This window comes from Chryseobacterium sp. L12, from assembly GCF_056133985.1.
Window position 1 is genome coordinate 12,919 of sequence record NZ_JBVYOF010000023.1, and the last position, 20,570, is coordinate 33,488.

The window sequence follows — 20,570 nt, forward strand, 5'->3', positions numbered from 1 at the left end:
AAGATACCACATTTTATTTCATCGAAGGATTTAAGCACAAGATTTGCTTATTCATATTTTGAAAATAAACCAAACCAATTAAAATATGAATAAGTTGCAGCTTTATGGAAAAACAGCGTTAATTACTGGTGCAAACAGCGGAATAGGAAAAGCCACTGCATTACTTTTTGCTCAGGAAGGAGCTAATATTGCTATAATCTACTACAGCGGTGATGAAGATGCAGAAGAAACTAAAAATGAAATACTTTCTTTAGGCAGACAATGCATTATAATAAAAGGAGATATTAACGATAATGATTTTTGCGAAAAAGTTTCAAAGGACGTTTCCGATAAATTTGGAGGTGTAGATATTCTTATTAATAATGCCGGAACGCAGTTTCCGTGTGATGATATATCTAAACTAAAAGAGGAAAATGTAAGAAAAACCTTCGATACCAATATTATAGGAATGATTCTTCTTACAAAAGCCGTTTTTCCTTATCTGAAAAATGGTGGCTGCGTAATTAATACAACTTCAGCAGTCGCGTATCAGGGACATGAAGAATTATTAGATTATTCCGCAACAAAAGGAGCTATCGTTTCTTTTACGCGGTCACTTGCACTGCAATCCAAAGAAAAAAATATCAGAGTCAATGCTGTTGCTCCGGGACCTGTTGCAACGCCTTTAACCAAAAAAACTTTTGGTGAAGAGGAAGCCGATGAAAGCAAACCGCCTTTTGAAAGAAACGCAACCACAGAAGAAATAGCACCAACCTATTTATTTTTGGCAACAAATGCTGCTGTACAGATTACAGGTCAGGTTATGCATCCTAATGGCGGTATCATAGTTAACGGATAATTGCAACATATGAATGTAGACATTTTAGGTTTAATTGCAGGTGGTCTTACATCAATTGCATCTATGCCCCAACTTATAAAAGTAATTAAGACCAGAAATGTGGAAGACCTTTCATGGCTCATGCTTGTAATTTTAATTACAGGACTTTCTCTTTGGGTTTGGTACGGAATATTACAGAATGAGTTTCCCATCATATTATCAAATGCATTTGCTGTATTGGTAAACGTGAGTCTTTTAACGTGCTATCTTTTATTCAGAGATAAAAATAAAAAAGAGAAATAATAGCATCATGATTTCAGTCATAAATAATTATGTGGAGAAGTTTTAGCTTTGAATATATAGATTATCACTGATCCACATTTGTCATATCTATGTTTTTAACTCAAGTTTTAGAACTGTCTGATTTATCGGACAGTTTTTTTATTATAATTATGTAAGTTTTTGTTCTATGGCAGTAGATTTGTTTTAAACATAAGATAGAATAATAGATAAGATCTTACGGGAGGCGTTCCAGGAAATGATCTGTTAAATTTAACCAAACAACAAAAATTTATATATGAAAAATTCAGTAAAAATCGCATTAGGCGTAGCAGCAACAGGAATTTTAGTATTTCTGCAAAAAAAATGGAGAAACAGGTCTGAGCAATTTACTGCTCCTGACGGAAACCATTACAAAATGAACGAAACTTACCGCACATCAAACGGTGAACTCTACAGAAACGGAAAGAAAATAAATCCTAAGACACCTGGAAATCCTTACCAGTCAGAACAGCGGGTTGATTCCAATCTCCATAACCAAAGTATTCATCAGTTACAGGATGCTCCCAATAATGTCTCCTATCATCACAAAGGTAACAGACATCATTAATTTCCCATCAATTAAAGCAGAAACGGAATCCATTAAATTTCATTTCTGCTTTTTTTTAACAATTAAAAGATCCATATTTACCTAAACAACATCAAATGTGATTTCAATTCCCTGTCAGTTAGAATCTAAACATTGATAGGGTATGGCTTATTTTTTGGAACATCATTCTAAAATTAAATTGTGTTCTTATTAACCTTATTAAATATCGAATGGAAATCTTTGCTTTTGGGAAGCGAAGATTGGTCTTTTATACCTGAAATTGTTTTACGAACAGTAATCATGTTTCTTACCATTATTATAGGTTTGAGATTATTGGGAAAAAGAGGTGTAAAACAGCTTTCTATATTTGAGCTGGTGGTAATTATCGGTTTAGGTTCTGCGGCAGGAGATCCTATGTTTTACAAAGAAGTGGGAATTATTTCTTCAGTAGTGGTTTTTGTGGTGATCATTTTTTTATATTCTGCAATAACAAAATTGATCGGAAATTCTAAAAAATTTGAAAACCTTCTTGAAGGAAAACCTATTTGCCTCATAGAAAACGGAGTTTTTACCATAGAAAATTTTAAAAAAGAAAATTTAGGCAGTGATGAATTTTTTGCTGAGCTCAGGTTGAGGAGTGTATCACATCTGGGACAGATTGAATTTGCCATAGAAGAAGTTTCGGGAGAAATAAGTATATTCTTTCAGACGGATGAAAATGTAAAATATGGTCTTCCCATTATGCTGGATTCTTTAAAAAATCCTGTCACTCATATACATGAATCAGGTTACTATTCCTGTACATTTTGCGGCTTTACAGAAGAAAAACATACGGGTGAAGCGGGTAAATGTCTACACTGCAGCCGTAAAAACTGGGTAAAAGCAAGCAATAAAAAAAGATTGGCATAATTTGAAGTAATTTAAAATATAAGATTGCTACCTGTAATTCTAGATAAAGTTATTTATCAGCAATATTATATAAATAAAAATCCCCGACAAAAAACTGCCGGAGAAAGTTAAAATATATATAATTTGATTGGTCTTTGAAATCAGCAGGTTCTATACTGCTGCTTTATGATAAGAGTTCTTGAAAATTTGATTGGTATCTTTACCAAAAAGGCACGAGAATATATTCTGAAATTCATGAATATATTTACATCTGATATTGTTACCATAAATTTTCAGCCCTTCTACAATCTTCTTTGAACTCAGGTCAATGTCATATTTAATGAATGCTTCAGGTCTTTCATAACGAATCTGATGAGTAGATGCATAAGTTTTGGCAAAGCCAAATTTTTCCAGCCAGTCTTCTGTAATTCTGATTGGATTGATCTGCTCGGCAGGAAGTGAAACTGTATGATTTTCGTTCTCAATTCTAACAAAATAATCATTATTATTCTGAAAAATTTCTGCAATAGTAAAAATCTCGTTATTGTACTCAACCAGATTTTTAATTTTTAAATCTGTAACTTTCATAATATTTTGGTGTGTGGCGTTAATATTCATACTTCAACAGTATTTACAAATACTATGCCCGACATCAGAATTTATGCATTCTAAGTCATATTTTTTTTAATATTTTTCTAATTAGTTGGAAATTAAGCGAAAATTTTTCTTAATATTAATTCGAAATGGCTTTTTTATATGTTTCTAAAGTGCGTTCTCTTGCTGTTTTATGGTCAACGATAGGAGAGGTGTTTATATCTTTTTCCGACAGCCAGGTTTTAATGTATTTTTGATCTTTATCAAACTTTTTTGTTTGTTCGTACGGATTAAAAATTCTGAAATAAGGAGCTGCATCGCATCCGCAGCCTGCTGCCCATTGCCAGTTTCCGTTGTTGGAAGAAAGCTCGTAGTCTAAAAGTTTTTCTGCAAAATAGGCTTCACCCCATCGCCAGTCGATAAGAAGGTGCTTGGTAAGAAAACTTGCGGTAATCATCCGGACACGGTTATGCATAAATCCTGTTTCATTGAGCTGCCTCATTCCCGCATCTACAATCGGGTATCCTGTTTTGCCTTCGCACCAGAGTTTAAATTCGTTTTCATCATTTCTCCATTCAATATTTTCATATTTTTCTTTAAAGCATTTTTTAGTGACTTTAGGAAAATGATAAAGAATCTGCATGAAAAATTCTCTCCAGATTAATTCATTCAGCCATATTTCATTATGTTTAGTAGCATAATTTACGCATTCTCTCACCGAAATTGTTCCGAAACGAAGTGCAAGTCCCAGTCTTGTTGTATCATCTAATGCCGGAAAATCTCTGTTTTTATCGTAAGATTCTATTTTTTTCTTATCTAATAGAGGCTTTACAAATTTGTAATCTGTTTTTTTAAATCCAATATCTTCTAAATCCGGTACTTCTTTAAATTCCTGAGTCTGGAAGTTTTTAAAATTGGCAGAAGATATTTTTATTTCGTTTTTTTTCAGAAGAATTTTCCATTTTTTTGAATATGGAGTATAAACTGTATAGGGTAGACCATCATCTTTTACTACCTCATCTTTCTCAAAGATTACCTGATCTTTATAATCTTTGAAATCAATTTCATTTTCCTTTAAATATTGCGAAACTTCGTGATCTCTTTTTCTGGCATAAGGTTCATAATCACGGTTGCAGAAAACGGTTTCGACATCAAATTCGCTGATAATTTTTTTGAAAATTTCCAAAGGTTTTCCATAATAAACTTTTACAGAACTGTCATGTTCTTTCAGCTGTTTATTAATGAGATCCAGAGACTGGTGAATGTAATCAAGCCTTCTGTCTTCTCTGTTGGTTAGTTTATCCAAAATTTCTGTATCAAAAATAAAAACCGGAACTACTTTCCGGTTGGCGTTTAATGCTTCATTTAATCCCGTATTGTCATCAAGACGAAGATCTCTCCTGAACCAAAATATATTAATCCTGCTCATTTTTTTTAAACTTATAAAAGAAAAACAAATTCCATAAAATCATTTCATATCCGTACACTGTATCTTCAACAGGAATGGTAAGCATTCTGAATCCTATAAAATCATCAGGATTATAATTTACGATAGGAGACTCTAGTCCGGTTCCGGTAAGTATTCCGTTGACTGCAAAAAAACCGGGCATCAGAATAAGGTAAACGAAAGATGCTTTGCCAATCCATCTGGCTTTCAAAACAAAATAAAGAATCAATAAGCTTGCTGTTGTTGTAGTAAACGTAACGAGTGTATAAATCCTGTCTTTAAATAAATAAGCAATGATAAAACATACAACTGCCGAAACAATGACAAATATTTTCTCAATACTTACGTTCCAGTCAAGTTTAAAAAATTTATCCAGACAATGATACGTAAATACACATGAAAAAGGAATACAGATAAAAAACAGCAGTTCTTCCAGCGGTAATCCGAAAAGTCTTATGCCGATGAGATACCGGTCATTAAACCACCATACTCCATTGGCTGTAAACCAGACATCCCATGCTATGAAAACCGAAGCAACAAGAACTGAAGCCATTATAAATACCTTAAAATGTCTGTTAAATTTTATCTTTGGATGAAAAGAAAAAATGAAACAGATAATAATGGTAAAAAAATTAATTGCTAAGTAGGTGTACTGCCACATTTAAGCTTTGCTTTTATTGAAAAACATTTTAAAATATTTTACCGGAACCCATAGAAATCCGAAGCACTCTCCATGTTCTTTTCCGGTATGCTTATGGTGCTGTTTATGTCCTCTTCTTATAGCGAGGAGGTAAGGATTTTTTGTATTTTTAAGAATCTTGAAACGCTGATGAATAAAGATGTCATGTACAAAAAAATAAGCCATTCCGTAAAGGGTAATTCCTATAGCGATATAGAAAAGGGCGTTGAAATTGTTGATCGTTCCGTAATACATCATGGCAATAGTTGGTACTGCAAAAATCACGAAAAAATAGTCGTTTCTTTCCATTTTTCCTTCATTGCTGTGATCATGATGATCGCGGTGAAGTGACCACAGAAAACCATGCATCACGTATTTATGAACCAGCCACGTAATTCCTTCCATGACAAAAAAAGTGGTAATAACAATCAGGAAATTCATGCTTTATTATTCTGTTTTTGGTTAAACATTTCCTCTAAGACTTTGGTGCGGTAATCAAAAATATTCTCAAGTTTCTTTTTCACAAAAATACCGTGAGCAATCTCTCCTAAAAATCCCAAAGGTAATTCATAATCTACAGTATCTTTCATCAAAACGCCATTTTCATTCTCAATAAAATCATGGCGGTGATTCCAGAGTTTGTAAGGACCTTTCTTCTGAAAATCAGTAAAGCTTTTCTGAAAATCTACTTCGGTGATTTCAGTCTGCCAAGACATTTTTATGTTTAGCATTGGTGATACGAAATAATCAATGATCATTCCTTTGTAGATATTATCATCAGAAAGTTGGGTACGTACAATAAAGTTCATTTCTTTCGGAGTGATTTTAGAAAGATTGTTAGCAGACGAGAAAAAACGCCATGCTTCATCTATTGTACAGTTAAGTTGCTGTTCGCGGTAGAGTTGATGAATCATTTTTAACTTTTTAAAATTTGGATGATCATGTCTTTCAGAAAAGGATTGCTTATATTATCTATATTCCTCGAAAGCAGATTTTTATCATCCTTAAGATTGTTTTTATATCCCAGAAATGCAGGGCTTTTTTTCTGAACCGAATATCTTATGAAAATGGTTTCCAGATGATCAGGTTCCTGTTGTAATGCTTTTTCTATGTTTTTTTTAGCTTTATTAAAAGAATTCAGTTTTTCAAAAGGGTTGCTCGTATGTTTTGCCCATACTGCCTGAAATGCACCGAAATAAGCAAGTTCAATTCCCGTATTATTTTTTTTCTCAAACTGAAAGATCATTTCTTTACAAACTTTTTTATCCTCAACCGCTTTCTGATAGTTTTTTCTGATCAGATCAAGATTTTGGGCAGAAGCAAAAGTAGTCAGAGAAAAAACAACTGCAGATATAAATTTTTTCATACGTAGATCTTTTGTTATTTTAAGTTATATACAACCTAACATAATGGCTCAGTATGTCTAATTGTTTTCTTACTTGTTTTGTTTTTTCATTTATTTGTTTAAAACAAAGACATTTTATATTGCACATAGCTGCTCATCATCAAAGAAAACTTTCGTCCGTTGGAAATTCTTATTCTTTGGTTAATAATTTTATGGGCAGAAGTTCTTTTAATTTTTCTGAATAATGAAATGTAATAGCGGTACGCAAGATAAACTCCAAATCTTGATGAAGGCGGAAGCTTTTTGATTCCTTCCAATGCGTCTTTAAATTCAGCATAAATTTCCTGCTCAATCTGAGCTTTCACGATATTGTCAAAATAAGAAATATCAACATTCGGGAAATAGCATCTTCCCAAAACCTGATAGTCATCCTTCATATCCCGAAGAAAATTCACTTTCTGAAAAGCAGAACCAAGCTTCATTGCAGAAGGTTTGAGCATTGCAAAAAGTTCTTTATCACCGTTCACGAAAATATGAAGACACATTAATCCGACTACTTCAGCAGATCCCAGAATATATTCTTTATAAAGATCTGAATCATAATCAATTTTCTGGAGATCCATTTCCATACTTTTCAGAAATTGATTGATAAGCTGCCTGTCAATATCATATCGGTGAATAGTCTCCTGAAAGCACTGTAAAATAGGATTGAGAGAAATTTTTTCTTCCAGAGCCTGATTGGTCTGCTCACGGAATCTGGCGAGAAGAGTAGCGCGGTCATAGTCGTGAAAACTGTCAACAATTTCATCAGCCAGTCTTACGTAACCGTAGATAGCATAAATGGAATTTCTGATTTGAGGAGACAGCGCTAAAATTCCAAGTGAAAAACTTGTACTGTACTGTTGTGTGGTCTGCTTGCTGATCTTGTAAGAAAGTTCGTCGAAAAGTTTTTTCATAATTCTATAGTTTATTTGGAAGCTTCTGTTGCGGCAATTTTTCCTGAAATAATGGATGGCGGTACGCCTGGTCCCGGAACAGTAAGCTGACCTGTGTAAAAGAGATTTTTTATTTTTTTGTTTCTTAATGAAGGTTTTAGTACTGCGGTTTGATTCAACGTATTTGCCAAACCGTAGGCGTTTCCTTCATATGCGTTGTAATCTTCCATAAAATTTTTAATGGAATAGCTCTTTTTGTAATCAATCTTATCAAGAAGACCTGAAGTTTTCGTATGTTTTTCAAGTCTTTCAATCATTTCTTTAAAATATCTTTCTCTTATTTCCTCACTATCATTAATTCCTGTTGCAATCGGCATCAATAGGAAAACATTCTCACCGTTTTCAGGTGCTACGCTTTTATCGGTCTTAGAAGGACAGCACGCATAAAAAAGAGGTTTTGTAGGCCATTTTTTATCTGTATAAATTTCTGTCGTATGCAGATCCAGATCATTTTCAAAAAACAATGTATGATGCTTAAGGTTGGGTATTTTTTCTTTAAAACCAAGATAGTATATAAGGCAGGAAGGTGCAAATGTTTTATTCTTCCAATAACTTTCGGTGTAATTTTTATATTCTTTCGGAATTAAATTTTCTTCTGTATGATGATAATCTGATGATGCAATTACTGTATCAAAACTGATTTCTTTTCCATTGATCGTTACAGACTGAGCTTTAGAATTGCTTACGTTGATTTTTTCTACGTTTGAATTAAGATGAATATGCACGCCCTGTTCAATGCATACTTCAGACATTGCTTCTATTACTTTATAAAATCCGCCCATCGGATACCATGTTCCGAGTTTGTAGCCTCCATAATTCATCAGGCTGTAGAGTGCGGGAATATCTTTAGGAGCGGCACCCAGAAAAATTACCGGAAATTCCATGAGCATGATCAATTTAGGATGCTTAAAATATTTTCTAACAAAACGGTGGAAGTTAGAAAGCAGATCAAGTTTTAAAGCACTTTTGGCAATTTTCGGAGATACAAATTCCATCCACGAGTGACAAGGTTTTGTAACAAAATCTTTCATGCCTACTTCATATTTATACTGTGCATCATTCATAAACTCATCAAGTTTTTTACCTGCACCTTGTTCTGTATCTTCAAAAAGATTTCTCATTTCCGAATAAGATTGAGGCAATGACATATTTCCGTCCTCAAAAACCATTTCAAACTGCGGATCCAAAGATACCAACTCATAGTAATCTGATGTTTTTCTGTCAAAATCTTTGAAGAAGTTTTCGATAATATCGGGCATCCAGTACCAGCTTGGTCCCATGTCAAAAACATAGCCATTGTCGGTAGAAAATTGCCTGGCTCTTCCTCCGAGACTGCTGTTTTTCTCAAAAACATGAACTTCATGACCGTTTTTAGCTGCATAAGCCGCTGCTGAAAGTCCTGAAAATCCTGAACCGATAATTGCTGTTTTTTTAATCATATTAATTATTATTGAATGAATATTCTGAGAATATGGTATCTAATAGATTTTTTGTGTCAATATTTCTGCCAAAAATTTCATTATGATAATGATCAAGCTTATTTAGAAGCTTTATAAGTTCAAATTTTTCAGCTTCAGTAAGATTTCCGCTCACAATTTTTGTAGCCTTGCGGATTTTATCCATTTGTTTTTCCAGTGCAGCAATACCTTTTGGAGTAATACTGATTAATTTGGAACGTTTGTCATCAGGTGAATTTTTCTGCTCAACCCATTGCTGTTTAATAAGTCTGTTGATCGTAAGGATACCAACTGGTTTTTCGTGAATGTTTCTTCTGATCAGCTCCGTTTTAGACATTTCACCGAATGATCTGAGATTGATGAGATAAATAAATTCTTCCTGTGTTGAAAAATCTGAATCAGCGATAGCTGACTTTGAATAAGTTTTAGCATATCTGTTGAGGTGCACAAGTAAGGTGCTGATCACACTTTCTGAGCTTCTCCCGTTTTCTTTTCCTACCCATGCTACAGATTGATGAGTTGTTTTTTTCTGATGATTATCAAAAATCCAATTTTTAAAGCCATCAATGTCATTAGTATAGTGATGGTTTTTATTTTCGGAATCAAACTCTTCCAACAAATGGATAATATCTTTAGTCAAATCGTAATTCATTTGTAGTATAAAAGTATACAAATATACTAAAATTAGTATATAAAGTATATTTATATACTTTATTTTTTTCATTTTTTATTTGTTGCATAATTTATATAATCGTTGTAGTTTTGCTGCGAGTTATAGGTTTTTCAGATCAAATCAGCTTCATAATAAATGAAGCTCAATATTAATTATTTAATAATGATCAAAAAACCATTACACACTTTTCATATTCCTGTTATGGGATTGGCTTACACTATAGACAGTCCTATTCGCGTTGCCCAATACGGTATATCTTCTGTTGTTTCAATCATTGATGATGAAATTGTTGAGAAAATGAAAAATTTCTACAACAGAAAATTTAATTTGTCTTACCCGGAAATATCTTCTAAAACAGAGGATTACCGAGCCAGAAGAATAACAGATTACCTGAATCTGATGGATGAGATAATCAGCAGAAAATTTGAAACATTAAAAGATGATGTTTCTAAAAGCAAAGAGTCTTTACAACAGTTTATGTCTTTAATTCCGCAATATTCAGATTTGAAAAAAGGATTGGCAGAATTTCTGAATCAGGGAGATTTTCTGAGTTCACATATTAAAAATTTCCTTGAAGAAAATTTTTCTCCCGGAAATATTGATGTGAATATTATGACGAAAGTTGATAAAGACAATTATAAAAATAACGAACAGCTCCCTGTGATTTTTAATGATGCCCACGCTTCGCTGCGGGGTTTTGCAAAAAGCAGGCTGTCATCATCCCTTGTGCTTTCAGCAGGTATGAATCCAAGATTGTACAGTTACATAGAAGAGTTTGATGATTTTTATCCTGACAGAAATAATTTCATTAAAAAGAAAATTATTATTAAAGTGAGTGATTTCCGCTCAGCAATGATTCAGGGTAATTTTCTGGCAAAAAAGGGATTATGGGTTTCAGAATACAGAATAGAGTCCGGTCTTAATTGTGGAGGTCACGCTTTTGCAACAGATGGTTTACTTTTGGGACCAATTCTGGAAGAATTTAAAACCAAGAAATTAGAATTGGTTTCTTCTGCTCATTCTCTGATGATAAAAGCGCTAGAACAGAAAGGCAGATATGTACCTTCCGAACCGCTTGATTTACAGATAACTGTACAAGGCGGTGTAGGAACGGCTGAAGAACATCAGTTTTTATTGGATAATTATGAAGTCAGCAGTGTAGGATGGGGTTCTCCGTTTTTACTTGTGCCTGAAGCAACCTGTGTAGATCAGGAAACCAGAAATCTTTTGGCAGAATCTAAAGAAGAAGATTATTATCTTAGCAATATTTCTCCTTTAGGAGTTCCTTTTAATACGGTAAAAGGCACTTCAAATGAGCTGATAAGAAGACGGAAAGAAGCTAAAAATAAATTTGGCAGTTCTTGTCCTAAAAAGTTACTTGCTTTAAGCAAAGAATATTCTCCGCAAGGGATTTGTACTGCGTCAAAAAAATATCAGGATATCAAGATCAGCGAACTTGAATCTCAGAAAGAAACTTTAAGCAATCAACAGTTTTCAAACAAAAAAATGGAAATTACAGAAAAAGCCTGCCTTTGCGTAGGACTTGTGAATTCTGCTTATATAGATAATGATATAGAAATAAAAGGGGAAAAACAGGGTGTGGTCATTTGCCCGGGACCCAATTTGGCTTATTTTGACAGAGAGATTAAGCTTTCTGAAATGGTACAGCATATTTATGGAGCCGAGAATGTGATTTCATATAAAAACCGCCCGAATGTTTTCATCAATGAGCTCAAAATGTATATCAGACATCTGGAAAAAGAAATGGCTGAATTTCCGGAACCTACTGTCTCACAAAAAAAGAAATGGAAAACATTTAAAACAAATATTCTGGAAGGAATCACCTATTATAAAATACTTTTTCAGAAGACATCATTCTTTTTAAATGATCGTAATAAAATAATGAGCCAGCTGAATATTTTTGAAAATGAATTTCTGGTCCTAACTTCAAACTTATAATGTATAACAAACAAAAGCTGTATTTATAAATGCAGCTTTATTTTTATAAGAAATTACAAATCGCTCAATTTTTTCCCAATATCACCAGTAAATCTGCTGTTTTTGGGTTCGCCTATTATCTGACTTTGGTAAATGCTGTTTTTCCCTGAAAAAAGATAAGATACAGTACAGGCAATAGCAGCATATACTCCGCACTCTATTCCAAACAATTCTATCGCCATGATTGTGCATGCAATTGGGGTATTGGTTGCTCCCGAAAACACCGCTACAAATCCCATTCCTGCTAAAAGTGCTAAAGGTAAAGGAATCATAAAGGCTAAAGCATTTCCCAGAGCAGCACCTATAAAAAATAGGGGAGTAACTTCGCCACCTTTAAATCCTGCAGCTAAAGTAATGATGGTAAAGATCATTTTGACTGCAAAATCATACGCCTGAAGCTGTTGATCAAAAGATTGCACAATGGTTGGAATTCCTAATCCGATATATTTTGTTGTACCTGTCAGAAAAACTGCCGAAGCTACAGTAATTCCCCCGACAAAAGGTCTTAAAGGTGCATATGGTATCTTAGATTTAAAAAATAGGCTTGTTCTGTGAAGGCTTTTACTGAAAATAGCTGCGCAGATTCCAAACAAAATACCTGCTAAAACTGCATAAAGAATATTGAGAAAATTTATTTCCGGAGCAAAATTAATGTGGTAATGAGTATGATGGGCTTTCCAGAGCTTCGTTACCAGATCTGCAATCACCGATGCTGCGATGGCAGGAAACAGAGAGTTGTATTTTATTCTTCCGATGAGGAAAACTTCAAGTCCGAAAATTGCTCCCGCTAATGGCGTTCCGAATACCGAGCCAAATCCTGCTGAGATGGAGGCTATAATCAAAATTTTTCTTTCATCTTTTGTCAATCTGAAAGGTTTTGAAAACTGATCAGCAATAGCGGCTGCCATTTGAAGAGCAGTTCCTTCACGACCTGCAGAGCCTCCGAAAAGATGAGTTATTATGGTTCCGATATAAACGAATGGAGCCATTTTAAAAGGAATGGTTTTACCAGAATGATGAAGATTGTCAATCAGCAGATTATTTCCTTTTTCAACATCTTTTCCGTAATAATGATACAGTAAACCCACTAAAAAACCGCCTAAAGGTAAAAGGAAAATAATCCATTGATTGTTTTCACGAAAATTTGTTGCCCATTCTAATGATTTTAAGAAGAATGCGGAAGCGCTGCCGATTAAAATACCTGTTACAAGACTTATAAACAGCCATTTTAATATAAAAATCGACGAGGGATATTTTCTGAAAAAAATATGAAAATGAATTTTTAAAATTCTGAAAAGTGTCTTGTTATTTTTAGTCATATAATTCCTGATTAAATGTTAAACATTCAATTAATCAGGCGCCATCAGCTTCAAAAAGCGGTTGGGCAAGGAAGACACCATTTCCTTATAATCAACAAAATTAACATAAATTTTTAGAAGAACAAAAATATATTTTTGATCGGATTAAATATTTTTCTCGTCGGCTGTTGTGAATTATTTCAGATAGAATTCCTCTCTAATATTATGTTAAAACCATTTTTATAAAGAATTCGTATATAAGTGATAAACAAAATCAATTCTCATATTTGAGATGTACGTTTGTTATGTTAAAAAAATTAGTTAATTTAGAACCCAAATTGAAAACGATGCCTAGAAAAGTTGTACAAGGTCCTATCAGGGACAAAGAAAAAACAAAGCAGAAACTGCTGAATGCGGTTGGTAAAATTCTGAAAACAAAAGGTTATTCAGGGTTGATGGTTAGTAAAATTGCTGCTGTTGCAGGTTTTGACAAAAAACTTATTTATGAGTATTTTGGCAGCACAGACAAGTTAATTGATGAGTATATCAAATCTCAGGATTACTGGAGCCGACTAGATCAAAAAGAAATGGATGTTGATTTTTCAGACGGAGGTAAGGAAATGTCTAAAATGGCATTGATCAACCAGTTTGAAGGTTTGAAAAAGAACAAAGAACTTCAGAAGATTATCGTGTGGGAATTATCTGAAAGCAGACCTGCTCTGAGAAAAATCTTTGAAAAGAGAGAAGAGGTAGGAGAGGAAATGTTTAAAAATATTACCGATCCGCATTTTGGGGATGGTGCAGAAGATTTCCGCGCAATTGCTGCACTTTTGGTTGGTGGCATTTACCATCTCAATTTGTACAGTGCTTATAACGGAACTACATTTTGCGGATTGGATCTGAAGTCTGAAGAAGGCAGAAGTAAAATTCAAAAAGCCATTACAGATATTATAGATTTCGCATATCAGAGAAAATAATTTATTGCTATAGACTTACATTTATTTTTGAGTATTAATATAAAATTTGAAATTTTTATACTTTCAGATTAAAACTATATTTCTTACTTTTGACCAATGGAAAATTTTATCGTATCTGCAAGAAAGTACCGTCCGCAACAGTTTGATACCGTAGTTGGGCAATCTCATATTACAGATACGTTAGAGCATGCTATTGAAGAAAATCAACTCGCACAGGCTCTGCTTTTCTGCGGACCGAGAGGTGTCGGAAAAACAACCTGTGCAAGGATTTTAGCAAGAAAGATTAACGAAAAAGACGGTTCTGTTTCTGAGGACGGTTTTGCTTACAATATCTATGAGCTGGATGCCGCATCCAATAACTCTGTAGATGATATTCGTGAACTTATTGATCAGGTGCGTTTTGCACCGCAGGTTGGGCAATATAAAGTGTATATTATTGATGAGGTTCATATGCTGTCTTCTGCTGCATTCAATGCCTTTTTAAAAACGCTGGAAGAGCCTCCTGCGCATGCTATTTTTATTTTAGCAACTACAGAGAAGCATAAGATTATTCCGACCATATTATCCAGATGTCAGATTTATGATTTTAAAAGAATTACCATTCTTGATATTCAGGATCACCTAAGGAAAATTGCGGAAAAAGAAAACATTAAGTACGAAGATGATGCTTTGTATCTTATTGCGCAGAAAGCAGATGGTGCACTTCGTGATGCACTGTCAATTTTTGACAGACTTTCTACTTTTTCCCAAAAAAATATTACTTTGGCAAAAGCTGCGGAAGTACTTAATATTTTGGATTATGATCAGTATCTTAATATTGCTGATCTGGCAAAAGAAGGCAAGATTCCTGAAGTTTTGGCTGCCTTTAATGAAATTGTAAAGAGAGGTTTTGATCCACACTTATTTATTGCCGGTCTTGGAAATCATTTCCGTGATTTGATGATGGCACAAAATGCTTCTACGATAGATTTAATCGAAGTAGGAGAGCAGACTAAACTTAAGTTTGTAGAACAGGCAAAAAACTGGAGTCCTCAAAATCTTATTGACGGAATCGAGATCTGTAATCACGCTGATATTAATTATAAAAATTCTAAAAATCCGAGATTGACAGTAGAAATTGCCTTGATGCAGCTGTCATCAATTTCTGCGGGATTAGATGCAAAAAAAAAAAGTTTATAATATTATCGCCGTTTCTTGACGAAAAACAGGAAGTTGTTCTAAAACCTGCAGCAATACAGGAAATTAAAAAAGAAGAAAAAGCTCCTATTGATCATCCTGACGAAAAAAAGGTTGCAGAAATTAAAAAGGTATCGAAACCCTTATCAAAAACCACTATTTCATCAGGTTTTAGTATCAATTCATTTCTTAATAAAGAAGAGAAAACCGAAAGCACAGAAGTTACAGATCATACAGTTTCAGAAAAGCTTCCGGAAAATCATTTTACTGAAACAGATCTTCAGAATGAATGGACGACGCTTCTGAAGAATTTAAGGTTGAAAGATCCTGTAGTTTTTAATGCTATTAAAGCTTTTAAGCTAACTAAAATAGAGGAAAAAGTTATTCTGATTTCTTATCCTTCTGATTCTGCTAAAAATGAGTTTGATAAAATAAGTATTGAATTTTTTAACCATTTTAAGCATAAGGTTAATAACCATTCTATTGATTTTCAGTTTAAAAAAGACCATGAAAATTTAAAGATTGAAGTAGTTACCAAAAAGAAAATTTTTGAAAAATTTGTGGAAATGAATCCGCTTCTGAAAGATCTTGATGATTTAATGAAGTTTGATTTGTCATAAATTGATATATTTGTATAAGATTTATCAAATTTTAGATACCATTCAGTTGAAACTTACTAGAGTTTTTTATTATTATTCAGATCATTCTGCTTATTGGCGGGATGGTAATCTCTTTTTTGCAGACACATATTGCCGCAAAAATAGTAATGGTTATTGTTATCAATAAACATTTTTCCTGAAAGATATAGAAATATCTTTTTACACATTAATCTTGATTTTTTTACATTAATAACATACGTATCTACTATTGATACGCTTACAGTTTTAAATAAATACTAATTGAATGAACTTAGGAGAGTTAAAAAACAGTTGGATAGAGCAGTTTCAGCAGCCACTCATCATTGCAGGACCCTGCAGTGCCGAAAGTGAGCAGCAAATGCTGGAAACAGCAAAAAGAATAAAAGAAAATAATACCAATGTTCCGATTTTTAGAGCCGGAATATGGAAACCCAGAACAAAACCAAACGGATTTGAAGGGGTAGGAGTAATTGGGCTCAATTGGCTAAAAAAAGTAAAAGAAGAATTCGGATTTCTTACGGCAACAGAAGTTGCCAATGCACATCACGTAGATGCAGCCATTAAAGCTGATGTTGATATACTCTGGATTGGAGCGAGATCAACAGTAAATCCTTTTACTGTACAAGAAATTGCTGAAGCTTTGAAAGGAACAGAAAAGATTGTTTTGGTCAAAAATCCTGTGAATCCTGATTTGGCATTATGGATTGGTGCATTAGAAAGACTTTTAGGACAAAATATCATGAATCTTGGAGCCATTCACCGTGGATTTTCTACTTATCAGAAAACAAAGTACAGAAATAATCCCAACTGGCAGATTGCTTTGGATTTTAAAAGTCAGTTCCCCAATATTCCATTGATTGTCGACCCTTCACATATTTGTGGAAACCGCACCGGATTGGCTGGAATTACTCAGGAAGCATTTAATATGGGGTATCAGGGTGCGATGATCGAAAGTCACTGCAATCCGGACGAAGCATGGAGTGATGCAGCTCAGCAGATTACTCCTGAAGTTTTAGGCGGAATGATTTCTGACTTGAAACTCAGAAATCCGGATCTGACTGGTTTTGAAGAAGAAATGGACAGACACAGAACCTTAATTTCTGATCTGGATTTTCAGGTTATTGAGCTGATTTCTCAAAGAATGAAAATTTCTGAAAAGATTGGAAAACTCAAAAAAGAAAATGATATTGCGATATTTCAGCCGGACAGATGGAAGATTATCAATGAATATGCTGTTCAGAAAGCTTCCGAGACGGGTTTGTCTAAAGAATTTATTGAAAAAATATTCAAAGCCATCCACGAAGAGTCTATTGATGTGCAGAATAATATTATGATAGACAGAAAATAAGGACAATCTCATCAATAGGTTATTTTCCCGAATTGTCTATATTTGTAGTTATAATATATGAAAGGTAAAGTCATAAAATCTACGGGAAGCTGGTATCAGGTTTTGGAAACAGAATCAGGTAAAATTTTTGAAGCAAGAATTCGTGGAAAATTTAAACTGATTAAAACCAGGCTTACCAATCCTCTGGCTGTAGGTGATTTTGTTGAGTTTCAGCTGGAACAGGACGATATTGCTTGGATTACCAAAATAGAACCCCGTAGAAATTATCTGATCAGAAAATCAGTCAATCTCTCTAAAGAAGCTCATATTATTGCTTCTAATATAGATTTGGCGTGTTTTATATTTACATTAAAATTTCCTGAAACATCGCTGGGCTTTTTAGACAGATTTCTAGCATGTTGTGAGGCTTACAATATTACTCCGCTTATTTTATTCAATAAAATGGATGTTTTAAATGATGATGAGCAGGAACTGGTAAAAGATATTGAATTTCTGTATCAGGAAATAGGATATGAAACATTGGAAATTTCATCTTATTCCCAACTGAATCTTGATGATCTGACAGAAATTTTAAAAGATAAGACATCGGTATTTTTCGGTCATTCCGGATGTGGAAAATCTACCTTGGTGAATGCTTTGCAACCGGGGCTTAATCTTAAAACTTCTGAAATTTCAGATACGCATCTAAAAGGAAAGCATACAACTACTTTTGCACAAATGCATTTTTGGGATTTCGGCGGAAATGTAATTGATACTCCCGGAGTGCGCGAATTTGCTATGATTGATATTGAAAAAGAAGAGGTGCAGCATTATTTTCCGGAAATTTTCAGAAAAAGAGAAGAATGCAAATATCACAACTGTCTTCACATTAATGAACCCAAATGTGCGGTAATAGAAAGCCTGGAGAGCGGAGAAATTCAGCACTCAAGATATTCTACCTATCTAAAATTAATGGAAGAAGCGGAAGATCTTCCTTATAAATAGTATTTAATTTTATTAATCCGGAAAACAATTATTAGTTTAATTAATAATGTAATCAATTTTTGCTAATCATTACTGAATTATGTATTTTCGCAACAGTTTTATGAGAAAAATAATATTCATATCGCTTTTGAGTTTCATTAGCTGCAAAAGAAATAATCCGGTACATCCACCTGTTGGCGGAGTTTTGAGTCAGAAAGATCTTGATGTATCAAAAAACCGTTCCAAAAATCTTAATACAATAGAGAGAGAACAGATTAATGATTGGATTAAAGATCAAAAAACTGATTATTTTCCCACACAGCTTAATTACTGGACTGATGTTCCGGGTTTTGATAAAAGAGAAAGAAGACAGGATGAAACTTTGATTTCTTATTCTTATGATCTGTATGATTTTGATCAGACCAAAATTTATGATAAGCCAATCAGCAGAAATAATGCAAGATTTGGTCATTTTGATGAACTTAAAGCTGTGGAAAATGCGCTAAGATACATGAAAGACGGAGAAGAAGTTACGCTTTTGGTTCCGTCTTCACTTGCGTATGGAACTTATGGTGATGAAAATAAAATTGATAACGACATTCCTTTAATTATAAAATTAAAAGTTCTTTAAATGAAATTTTCAAACAAAAATATAATCTTTGCAGCGGCAGGCATTTCGCTTCTGAGCTGTACTCCAATTTATAAAAAAATGAACGTAGACAAAGAAACTTACGCTGGTCTTAATGACGGACTATACGCTAATCTTCAGACAACGAAAGGTAATATGATCGTAAAGTTTGAGGATAAAAAATCACCGGTAACTGTAGCCAATTTTATTGGTCTTGCAGAAGGTAAAATAGATAATAAAGCAAAAGCTAAAGGAGTTCCTTTTTATGACGGAACGATTTTCCACAGAGTAATCAAGGATTTTATGATTCAGGGAGGTGATCCTAAAGGAACGGGTATGGGAGATCCTGGTTACAGATTTGACGACGAAAAAAACGATCTGAAGCATACAGGAAAAGGAATTCTTTCAATGGCAAACTCGGGACCGAATACCAATGGGTCTCAGTTTTTTATTACTGAAGTGGCAACACCTTGGTTAGACGGCAGACATACAATTTTTGGTAAAATAGTAAAAGGAGAGGAGGTGATTGATGCAATTGCCAATGTGGAAAAAGGTGCACAGGATAAGCCTAAAACTGATATAGTGCTTGAAAAAGTTTCTGTTTTTGGAAAAGGTGACGAATATAAAAATTATGATGCTGCAAAAATTTTCAATGAAGGAAAGGAAAAAATAGCAGCTAATAATAAAGCTATGGAAGAAAAAGCTGAAGCTGAGGCTAAGAAAGCATTAGAGGATCTTAAAGCAGGAATGCAGGTAACTGAATCTGGTCTTTATTATAAAATTACCAAAAAAACTGAAGGTAAAGCGGCTAAAGCCGGAGATAATGTTCAGGTACATTATGCAGGAAAACTGACAAACGGGACTGAATTTGATTCTTCATTTAAAAGAAACGAACCATTGGAATTTCCTGTAGGAATGGGAAGAGTGATCAAAGGATGGGACGAAGGGATTCTATTATTAAAAGAAGGTGAAACTGCTACTTTACTGATTCCGCCGGCAATGGCTTATGGTGAAAGAGGAGCAGGAGGAGTAATCCCGCCAAATGCATGGTTGATTTTTGATGTGGAATTGGTGAAAGTTCCTTAATCACGATTATAAAAATAAATTCAGAAGCCGTTTCGTTTGAGACGGCTTTTTTTTACTGAAATTGTTCTTTCGACCAATATCAGAATGACACCTTTTTTATGTACATTTGAAGCAACTTTAAATTTAAAAAATGAAAAATAAAATATTCACATTCGTTTTAGTCCTGATATTTGCATTTTCTTTCGGACAGAATGATGATCAGGCAATACGAAAATCTGTAGTTTATTTTGCCAATACGATTAAATATAAACAGCTAGATAAAACAATAGACTGTATTTATCCCAAATATTTTACTGTAGTTCCCAAAGAACAGATGACTCAGCTTCTCAATATGACTTACAACAATCCTTTTGTAAAAGTTGATGTAAAAGATATGAAGTTTGCTTCAGTAGGAAAACCTGAGTTGGTGGACGGAGAATATTTTTCTTTGGTAAGCTATTTTTTAAAATTGAGAGCAGACGTAAGTTCCATGAATGATGACATGAAAAAAAATATCAATCAGATGCTTTCATCGAAGTATGGCAAAGATAATATACAGTATATAGCAAAGGAAGGTGCATATATCATCAATGCACCTATGTCCGTTTATGCTGTTTCTAAAGACAGAAAAAACTGGAAAGTTGTATTAGCCGAAAAAGAATTCAAATCTCAGCTGACAAAAGTTTTGCCTAAAAAAATTCTTGATAAGATTTAAA

Annotated in this window: 23 protein-coding genes and 1 riboswitch; of the genes, 13 read left to right on the forward strand and 10 right to left on the reverse strand. The window is 33.8% G+C overall.

Annotated elements, in window-relative coordinates; translation table 11 throughout:
• Positions 1 to 85: 85 nt before the first annotated feature.
• The 4 genes from AC0NBN_RS12875 to AC0NBN_RS12890 all read left to right on the forward strand — a co-directional run bounded on the left by AC0NBN_RS12875 (position 86) and on the right by AC0NBN_RS12890 (position 2,594).
• Positions 86 to 838 (forward strand): SDR family oxidoreductase, encoded by a 753-nt coding sequence (locus AC0NBN_RS12875; RefSeq protein ID WP_160813979.1) that lies wholly within the window; start codon positions 86 to 88, stop codon positions 836 to 838.
• Between the two features lie 9 nt (positions 839 to 847).
• Entirely contained in the window at positions 848 to 1,120 is a 273-nt protein-coding gene (locus tag AC0NBN_RS12880; protein WP_143885126.1) for a SemiSWEET transporter, read from the forward strand.
• A 274-nt stretch (positions 1,121 to 1,394) separates the two neighbouring features.
• Complete coding sequence (locus AC0NBN_RS12885) at positions 1,395 to 1,706, forward strand: hypothetical protein (RefSeq protein ID WP_160813980.1); 312 nt, start codon at positions 1,395 to 1,397, stop codon at positions 1,704 to 1,706.
• A 180-nt stretch (positions 1,707 to 1,886) separates the two neighbouring features.
• Positions 1,887 to 2,594, forward strand: a complete 708-nt coding sequence (locus tag AC0NBN_RS12890) for a DUF421 domain-containing protein (RefSeq protein ID WP_474468545.1) — start codon at positions 1,887 to 1,889, stop codon at positions 2,592 to 2,594.
• 150 nt (positions 2,595 to 2,744) lie between these two features.
• Here the strand turns inward: AC0NBN_RS12890 and AC0NBN_RS12895 are convergent, their stop codons facing one another.
• The 9 genes from AC0NBN_RS12895 to AC0NBN_RS12935 all read right to left on the reverse strand — a co-directional run bounded on the left by AC0NBN_RS12895 (position 2,745) and on the right by AC0NBN_RS12935 (position 9,742).
• Entirely contained in the window at positions 2,745 to 3,161 is a 417-nt protein-coding gene (locus AC0NBN_RS12895; protein WP_143885427.1) for a hypothetical protein, read from the reverse strand.
• A gap of 145 nt (positions 3,162 to 3,306) precedes the next feature.
• The gene (locus tag AC0NBN_RS12900; RefSeq protein ID WP_160813981.1) at positions 3,307 to 4,596 is read right to left on the reverse strand and encodes a cryptochrome/photolyase family protein; all 1,290 of its coding nucleotides are present in this window, start codon (positions 4,594 to 4,596) and stop codon (positions 3,307 to 3,309) included.
• On the reverse strand, positions 4,583 to 5,275 hold the full coding sequence (locus tag AC0NBN_RS12905; RefSeq protein WP_160813982.1) for a lycopene cyclase domain-containing protein: 693 nt from the start codon (positions 5,273 to 5,275) through the stop codon (positions 4,583 to 4,585). The genes AC0NBN_RS12900 and AC0NBN_RS12905 overlap by 14 nt, the downstream gene beginning before the upstream one ends.
• The gene (locus AC0NBN_RS12910) at positions 5,276 to 5,734 is read right to left on the reverse strand and encodes a sterol desaturase family protein (RefSeq protein ID WP_143885430.1); all 459 of its coding nucleotides are present in this window, start codon (positions 5,732 to 5,734) and stop codon (positions 5,276 to 5,278) included.
• Positions 5,731 to 6,207 (reverse strand): SRPBCC family protein, encoded by a 477-nt coding sequence (locus AC0NBN_RS12915; RefSeq protein WP_160813983.1) that lies wholly within the window; start codon positions 6,205 to 6,207, stop codon positions 5,731 to 5,733. The genes AC0NBN_RS12910 and AC0NBN_RS12915 overlap by 4 nt, the downstream gene beginning before the upstream one ends.
• 2 nt (positions 6,208 to 6,209) lie before the next feature.
• Positions 6,210 to 6,659, reverse strand: coding sequence for a hypothetical protein (locus AC0NBN_RS12920; protein ID WP_160813984.1), 450 nt, complete (start codon positions 6,657 to 6,659; stop codon positions 6,210 to 6,212).
• A 98-nt stretch (positions 6,660 to 6,757) separates the two neighbouring features.
• Positions 6,758 to 7,594, reverse strand: coding sequence for a phytoene/squalene synthase family protein (locus tag AC0NBN_RS12925; RefSeq protein WP_160813985.1), 837 nt, complete (start codon positions 7,592 to 7,594; stop codon positions 6,758 to 6,760).
• 11 nt (positions 7,595 to 7,605) lie between these two features.
• Positions 7,606 to 9,072, reverse strand: a complete 1,467-nt coding sequence (locus tag AC0NBN_RS12930) for a phytoene desaturase family protein (protein WP_474468549.1) — start codon at positions 9,070 to 9,072, stop codon at positions 7,606 to 7,608.
• Position 9,073: 1 nt separating this feature from the next.
• A complete protein-coding gene (locus AC0NBN_RS12935) occupies positions 9,074 to 9,742 on the reverse strand; it encodes a MarR family winged helix-turn-helix transcriptional regulator (RefSeq protein WP_143885434.1) in 669 nt (222 codons plus the stop codon).
• Between the two features lie 183 nt (positions 9,743 to 9,925).
• Between AC0NBN_RS12935 and AC0NBN_RS12940 the strand changes: the two genes are divergently transcribed.
• Positions 9,926 to 11,722, forward strand: a complete 1,797-nt coding sequence (locus AC0NBN_RS12940) for a hypothetical protein (protein WP_160813986.1) — start codon at positions 9,926 to 9,928, stop codon at positions 11,720 to 11,722.
• Positions 11,723 to 11,775: 53 nt separating this feature from the next.
• Here the strand turns inward: AC0NBN_RS12940 and AC0NBN_RS12945 are convergent, their stop codons facing one another.
• Positions 11,776 to 13,080, reverse strand: a complete 1,305-nt coding sequence (locus AC0NBN_RS12945; RefSeq protein ID WP_160813987.1) for a voltage-gated chloride channel family protein — start codon at positions 13,078 to 13,080, stop codon at positions 11,776 to 11,778.
• Positions 13,081 to 13,108: 28 nt separating this feature from the next.
• Positions 13,109 to 13,174: riboswitch (Fluoride riboswitch) on the reverse strand.
• Between the two features lie 232 nt (positions 13,175 to 13,406).
• Here AC0NBN_RS12945 and AC0NBN_RS12950 point away from each other — a divergent pair.
• The 8 genes from AC0NBN_RS12950 (at position 13,407) to AC0NBN_RS12985 (ending at position 20,569) form a co-directional block, all read left to right on the forward strand.
• Positions 13,407 to 14,036 (forward strand): TetR/AcrR family transcriptional regulator, encoded by a 630-nt coding sequence (locus AC0NBN_RS12950; protein WP_160813988.1) that lies wholly within the window; start codon positions 13,407 to 13,409, stop codon positions 14,034 to 14,036.
• A gap of 96 nt (positions 14,037 to 14,132) precedes the next feature.
• On the forward strand, positions 14,133 to 15,215 hold the full coding sequence (dnaX, locus tag AC0NBN_RS12955) for a DNA polymerase III subunit gamma/tau (protein ID WP_143885437.1): 1,083 nt from the start codon (positions 14,133 to 14,135) through the stop codon (positions 15,213 to 15,215).
• Positions 15,216 to 15,529: 314 nt separating this feature from the next.
• Positions 15,530 to 15,832 (forward strand): hypothetical protein, encoded by a 303-nt coding sequence (locus AC0NBN_RS12960; RefSeq protein ID WP_228430162.1) that lies wholly within the window; start codon positions 15,530 to 15,532, stop codon positions 15,830 to 15,832.
• 283 nt (positions 15,833 to 16,115) lie between these two features.
• Entirely contained in the window at positions 16,116 to 17,198 is a 1,083-nt protein-coding gene (locus AC0NBN_RS12965; RefSeq protein ID WP_143885439.1) for a chorismate mutase, read from the forward strand.
• 57 nt (positions 17,199 to 17,255) lie between these two features.
• The gene (rsgA, locus tag AC0NBN_RS12970; protein WP_160813989.1) at positions 17,256 to 18,182 is read left to right on the forward strand and encodes a ribosome small subunit-dependent GTPase A; all 927 of its coding nucleotides are present in this window, start codon (positions 17,256 to 17,258) and stop codon (positions 18,180 to 18,182) included.
• A 100-nt stretch (positions 18,183 to 18,282) separates the two neighbouring features.
• Entirely contained in the window at positions 18,283 to 18,792 is a 510-nt protein-coding gene (locus AC0NBN_RS12975; RefSeq protein ID WP_160813990.1) for an FKBP-type peptidyl-prolyl cis-trans isomerase, read from the forward strand.
• 78 nt (positions 18,793 to 18,870) lie between these two features.
• A complete protein-coding gene (locus AC0NBN_RS12980; protein ID WP_160814034.1) occupies positions 18,871 to 19,875 on the forward strand; it encodes a peptidylprolyl isomerase in 1,005 nt (334 codons plus the stop codon).
• Between the two features lie 130 nt (positions 19,876 to 20,005).
• Positions 20,006 to 20,569 (forward strand): hypothetical protein, encoded by a 564-nt coding sequence (locus tag AC0NBN_RS12985; RefSeq protein ID WP_143885442.1) that lies wholly within the window; start codon positions 20,006 to 20,008, stop codon positions 20,567 to 20,569.
• Position 20,570: the final 1 nt, after the last annotated feature.

What these genes read in the sequence shown, in the direction of transcription:
- AC0NBN_RS12875 (WP_160813979.1), top strand. Translation starts at nt 86, where the DNA reads ATGAATAAGTTGCAGCTTTATGGAAAAACAGCGTTAATTACTGGTGCA.
- AC0NBN_RS12880 (WP_143885126.1), top strand. Translation starts at nt 848, where the DNA reads ATGAATGTAGACATTTTAGGTTTAATTGCAGGTGGTCTTACATCAATT.
- AC0NBN_RS12885 (WP_160813980.1), top strand. Translation starts at nt 1,395, where the DNA reads ATGAAAAATTCAGTAAAAATCGCATTAGGCGTAGCAGCAACAGGAATT.
- AC0NBN_RS12895 (WP_143885427.1), bottom strand. Translation starts at nt 3,161, where the DNA reads ATGAAAGTTACAGATTTAAAAATTAAAAATCTGGTTGAGTACAATAAC.
- AC0NBN_RS12900 (WP_160813981.1), bottom strand. Translation starts at nt 4,596, where the DNA reads ATGAGCAGGATTAATATATTTTGGTTCAGGAGAGATCTTCGTCTTGAT.
- AC0NBN_RS12905 (WP_160813982.1), bottom strand. Translation starts at nt 5,275, where the DNA reads ATGTGGCAGTACACCTACTTAGCAATTAATTTTTTTACCATTATTATC.
- AC0NBN_RS12910 (WP_143885430.1), bottom strand. Translation starts at nt 5,734, where the DNA reads ATGAATTTCCTGATTGTTATTACCACTTTTTTTGTCATGGAAGGAATT.
- AC0NBN_RS12915 (WP_160813983.1), bottom strand. Translation starts at nt 6,207, where the DNA reads ATGATTCATCAACTCTACCGCGAACAGCAACTTAACTGTACAATAGAT.
- AC0NBN_RS12920 (WP_160813984.1), bottom strand. Translation starts at nt 6,659, where the DNA reads ATGAAAAAATTTATATCTGCAGTTGTTTTTTCTCTGACTACTTTTGCT.
- AC0NBN_RS12925 (WP_160813985.1), bottom strand. Translation starts at nt 7,594, where the DNA reads ATGAAAAAACTTTTCGACGAACTTTCTTACAAGATCAGCAAGCAGACC.
- AC0NBN_RS12930 (WP_474468549.1), bottom strand. Translation starts at nt 9,072, where the DNA reads ATGATTAAAAAAACAGCAATTATCGGTTCAGGATTTTCAGGACTTTCA.
- AC0NBN_RS12935 (WP_143885434.1), bottom strand. Translation starts at nt 9,742, where the DNA reads ATGAATTACGATTTGACTAAAGATATTATCCATTTGTTGGAAGAGTTT.
- AC0NBN_RS12940 (WP_160813986.1), top strand. Translation starts at nt 9,926, where the DNA reads ATGATCAAAAAACCATTACACACTTTTCATATTCCTGTTATGGGATTG.
- AC0NBN_RS12945 (WP_160813987.1), bottom strand. Translation starts at nt 13,080, where the DNA reads ATGACTAAAAATAACAAGACACTTTTCAGAATTTTAAAAATTCATTTT.
- AC0NBN_RS12950 (WP_160813988.1), top strand. Translation starts at nt 13,407, where the DNA reads ATGCCTAGAAAAGTTGTACAAGGTCCTATCAGGGACAAAGAAAAAACA.
- dnaX (WP_143885437.1), top strand. Translation starts at nt 14,133, where the DNA reads ATGGAAAATTTTATCGTATCTGCAAGAAAGTACCGTCCGCAACAGTTT.
- AC0NBN_RS12965 (WP_143885439.1), top strand. Translation starts at nt 16,116, where the DNA reads ATGAACTTAGGAGAGTTAAAAAACAGTTGGATAGAGCAGTTTCAGCAG.
- rsgA (WP_160813989.1), top strand. Translation starts at nt 17,256, where the DNA reads ATGAAAGGTAAAGTCATAAAATCTACGGGAAGCTGGTATCAGGTTTTG.
- AC0NBN_RS12975 (WP_160813990.1), top strand. Translation starts at nt 18,283, where the DNA reads ATGAGAAAAATAATATTCATATCGCTTTTGAGTTTCATTAGCTGCAAA.
- AC0NBN_RS12980 (WP_160814034.1), top strand. Translation starts at nt 18,871, where the DNA reads ATGAACGTAGACAAAGAAACTTACGCTGGTCTTAATGACGGACTATAC.
- AC0NBN_RS12985 (WP_143885442.1), top strand. Translation starts at nt 20,006, where the DNA reads ATGAAAAATAAAATATTCACATTCGTTTTAGTCCTGATATTTGCATTT.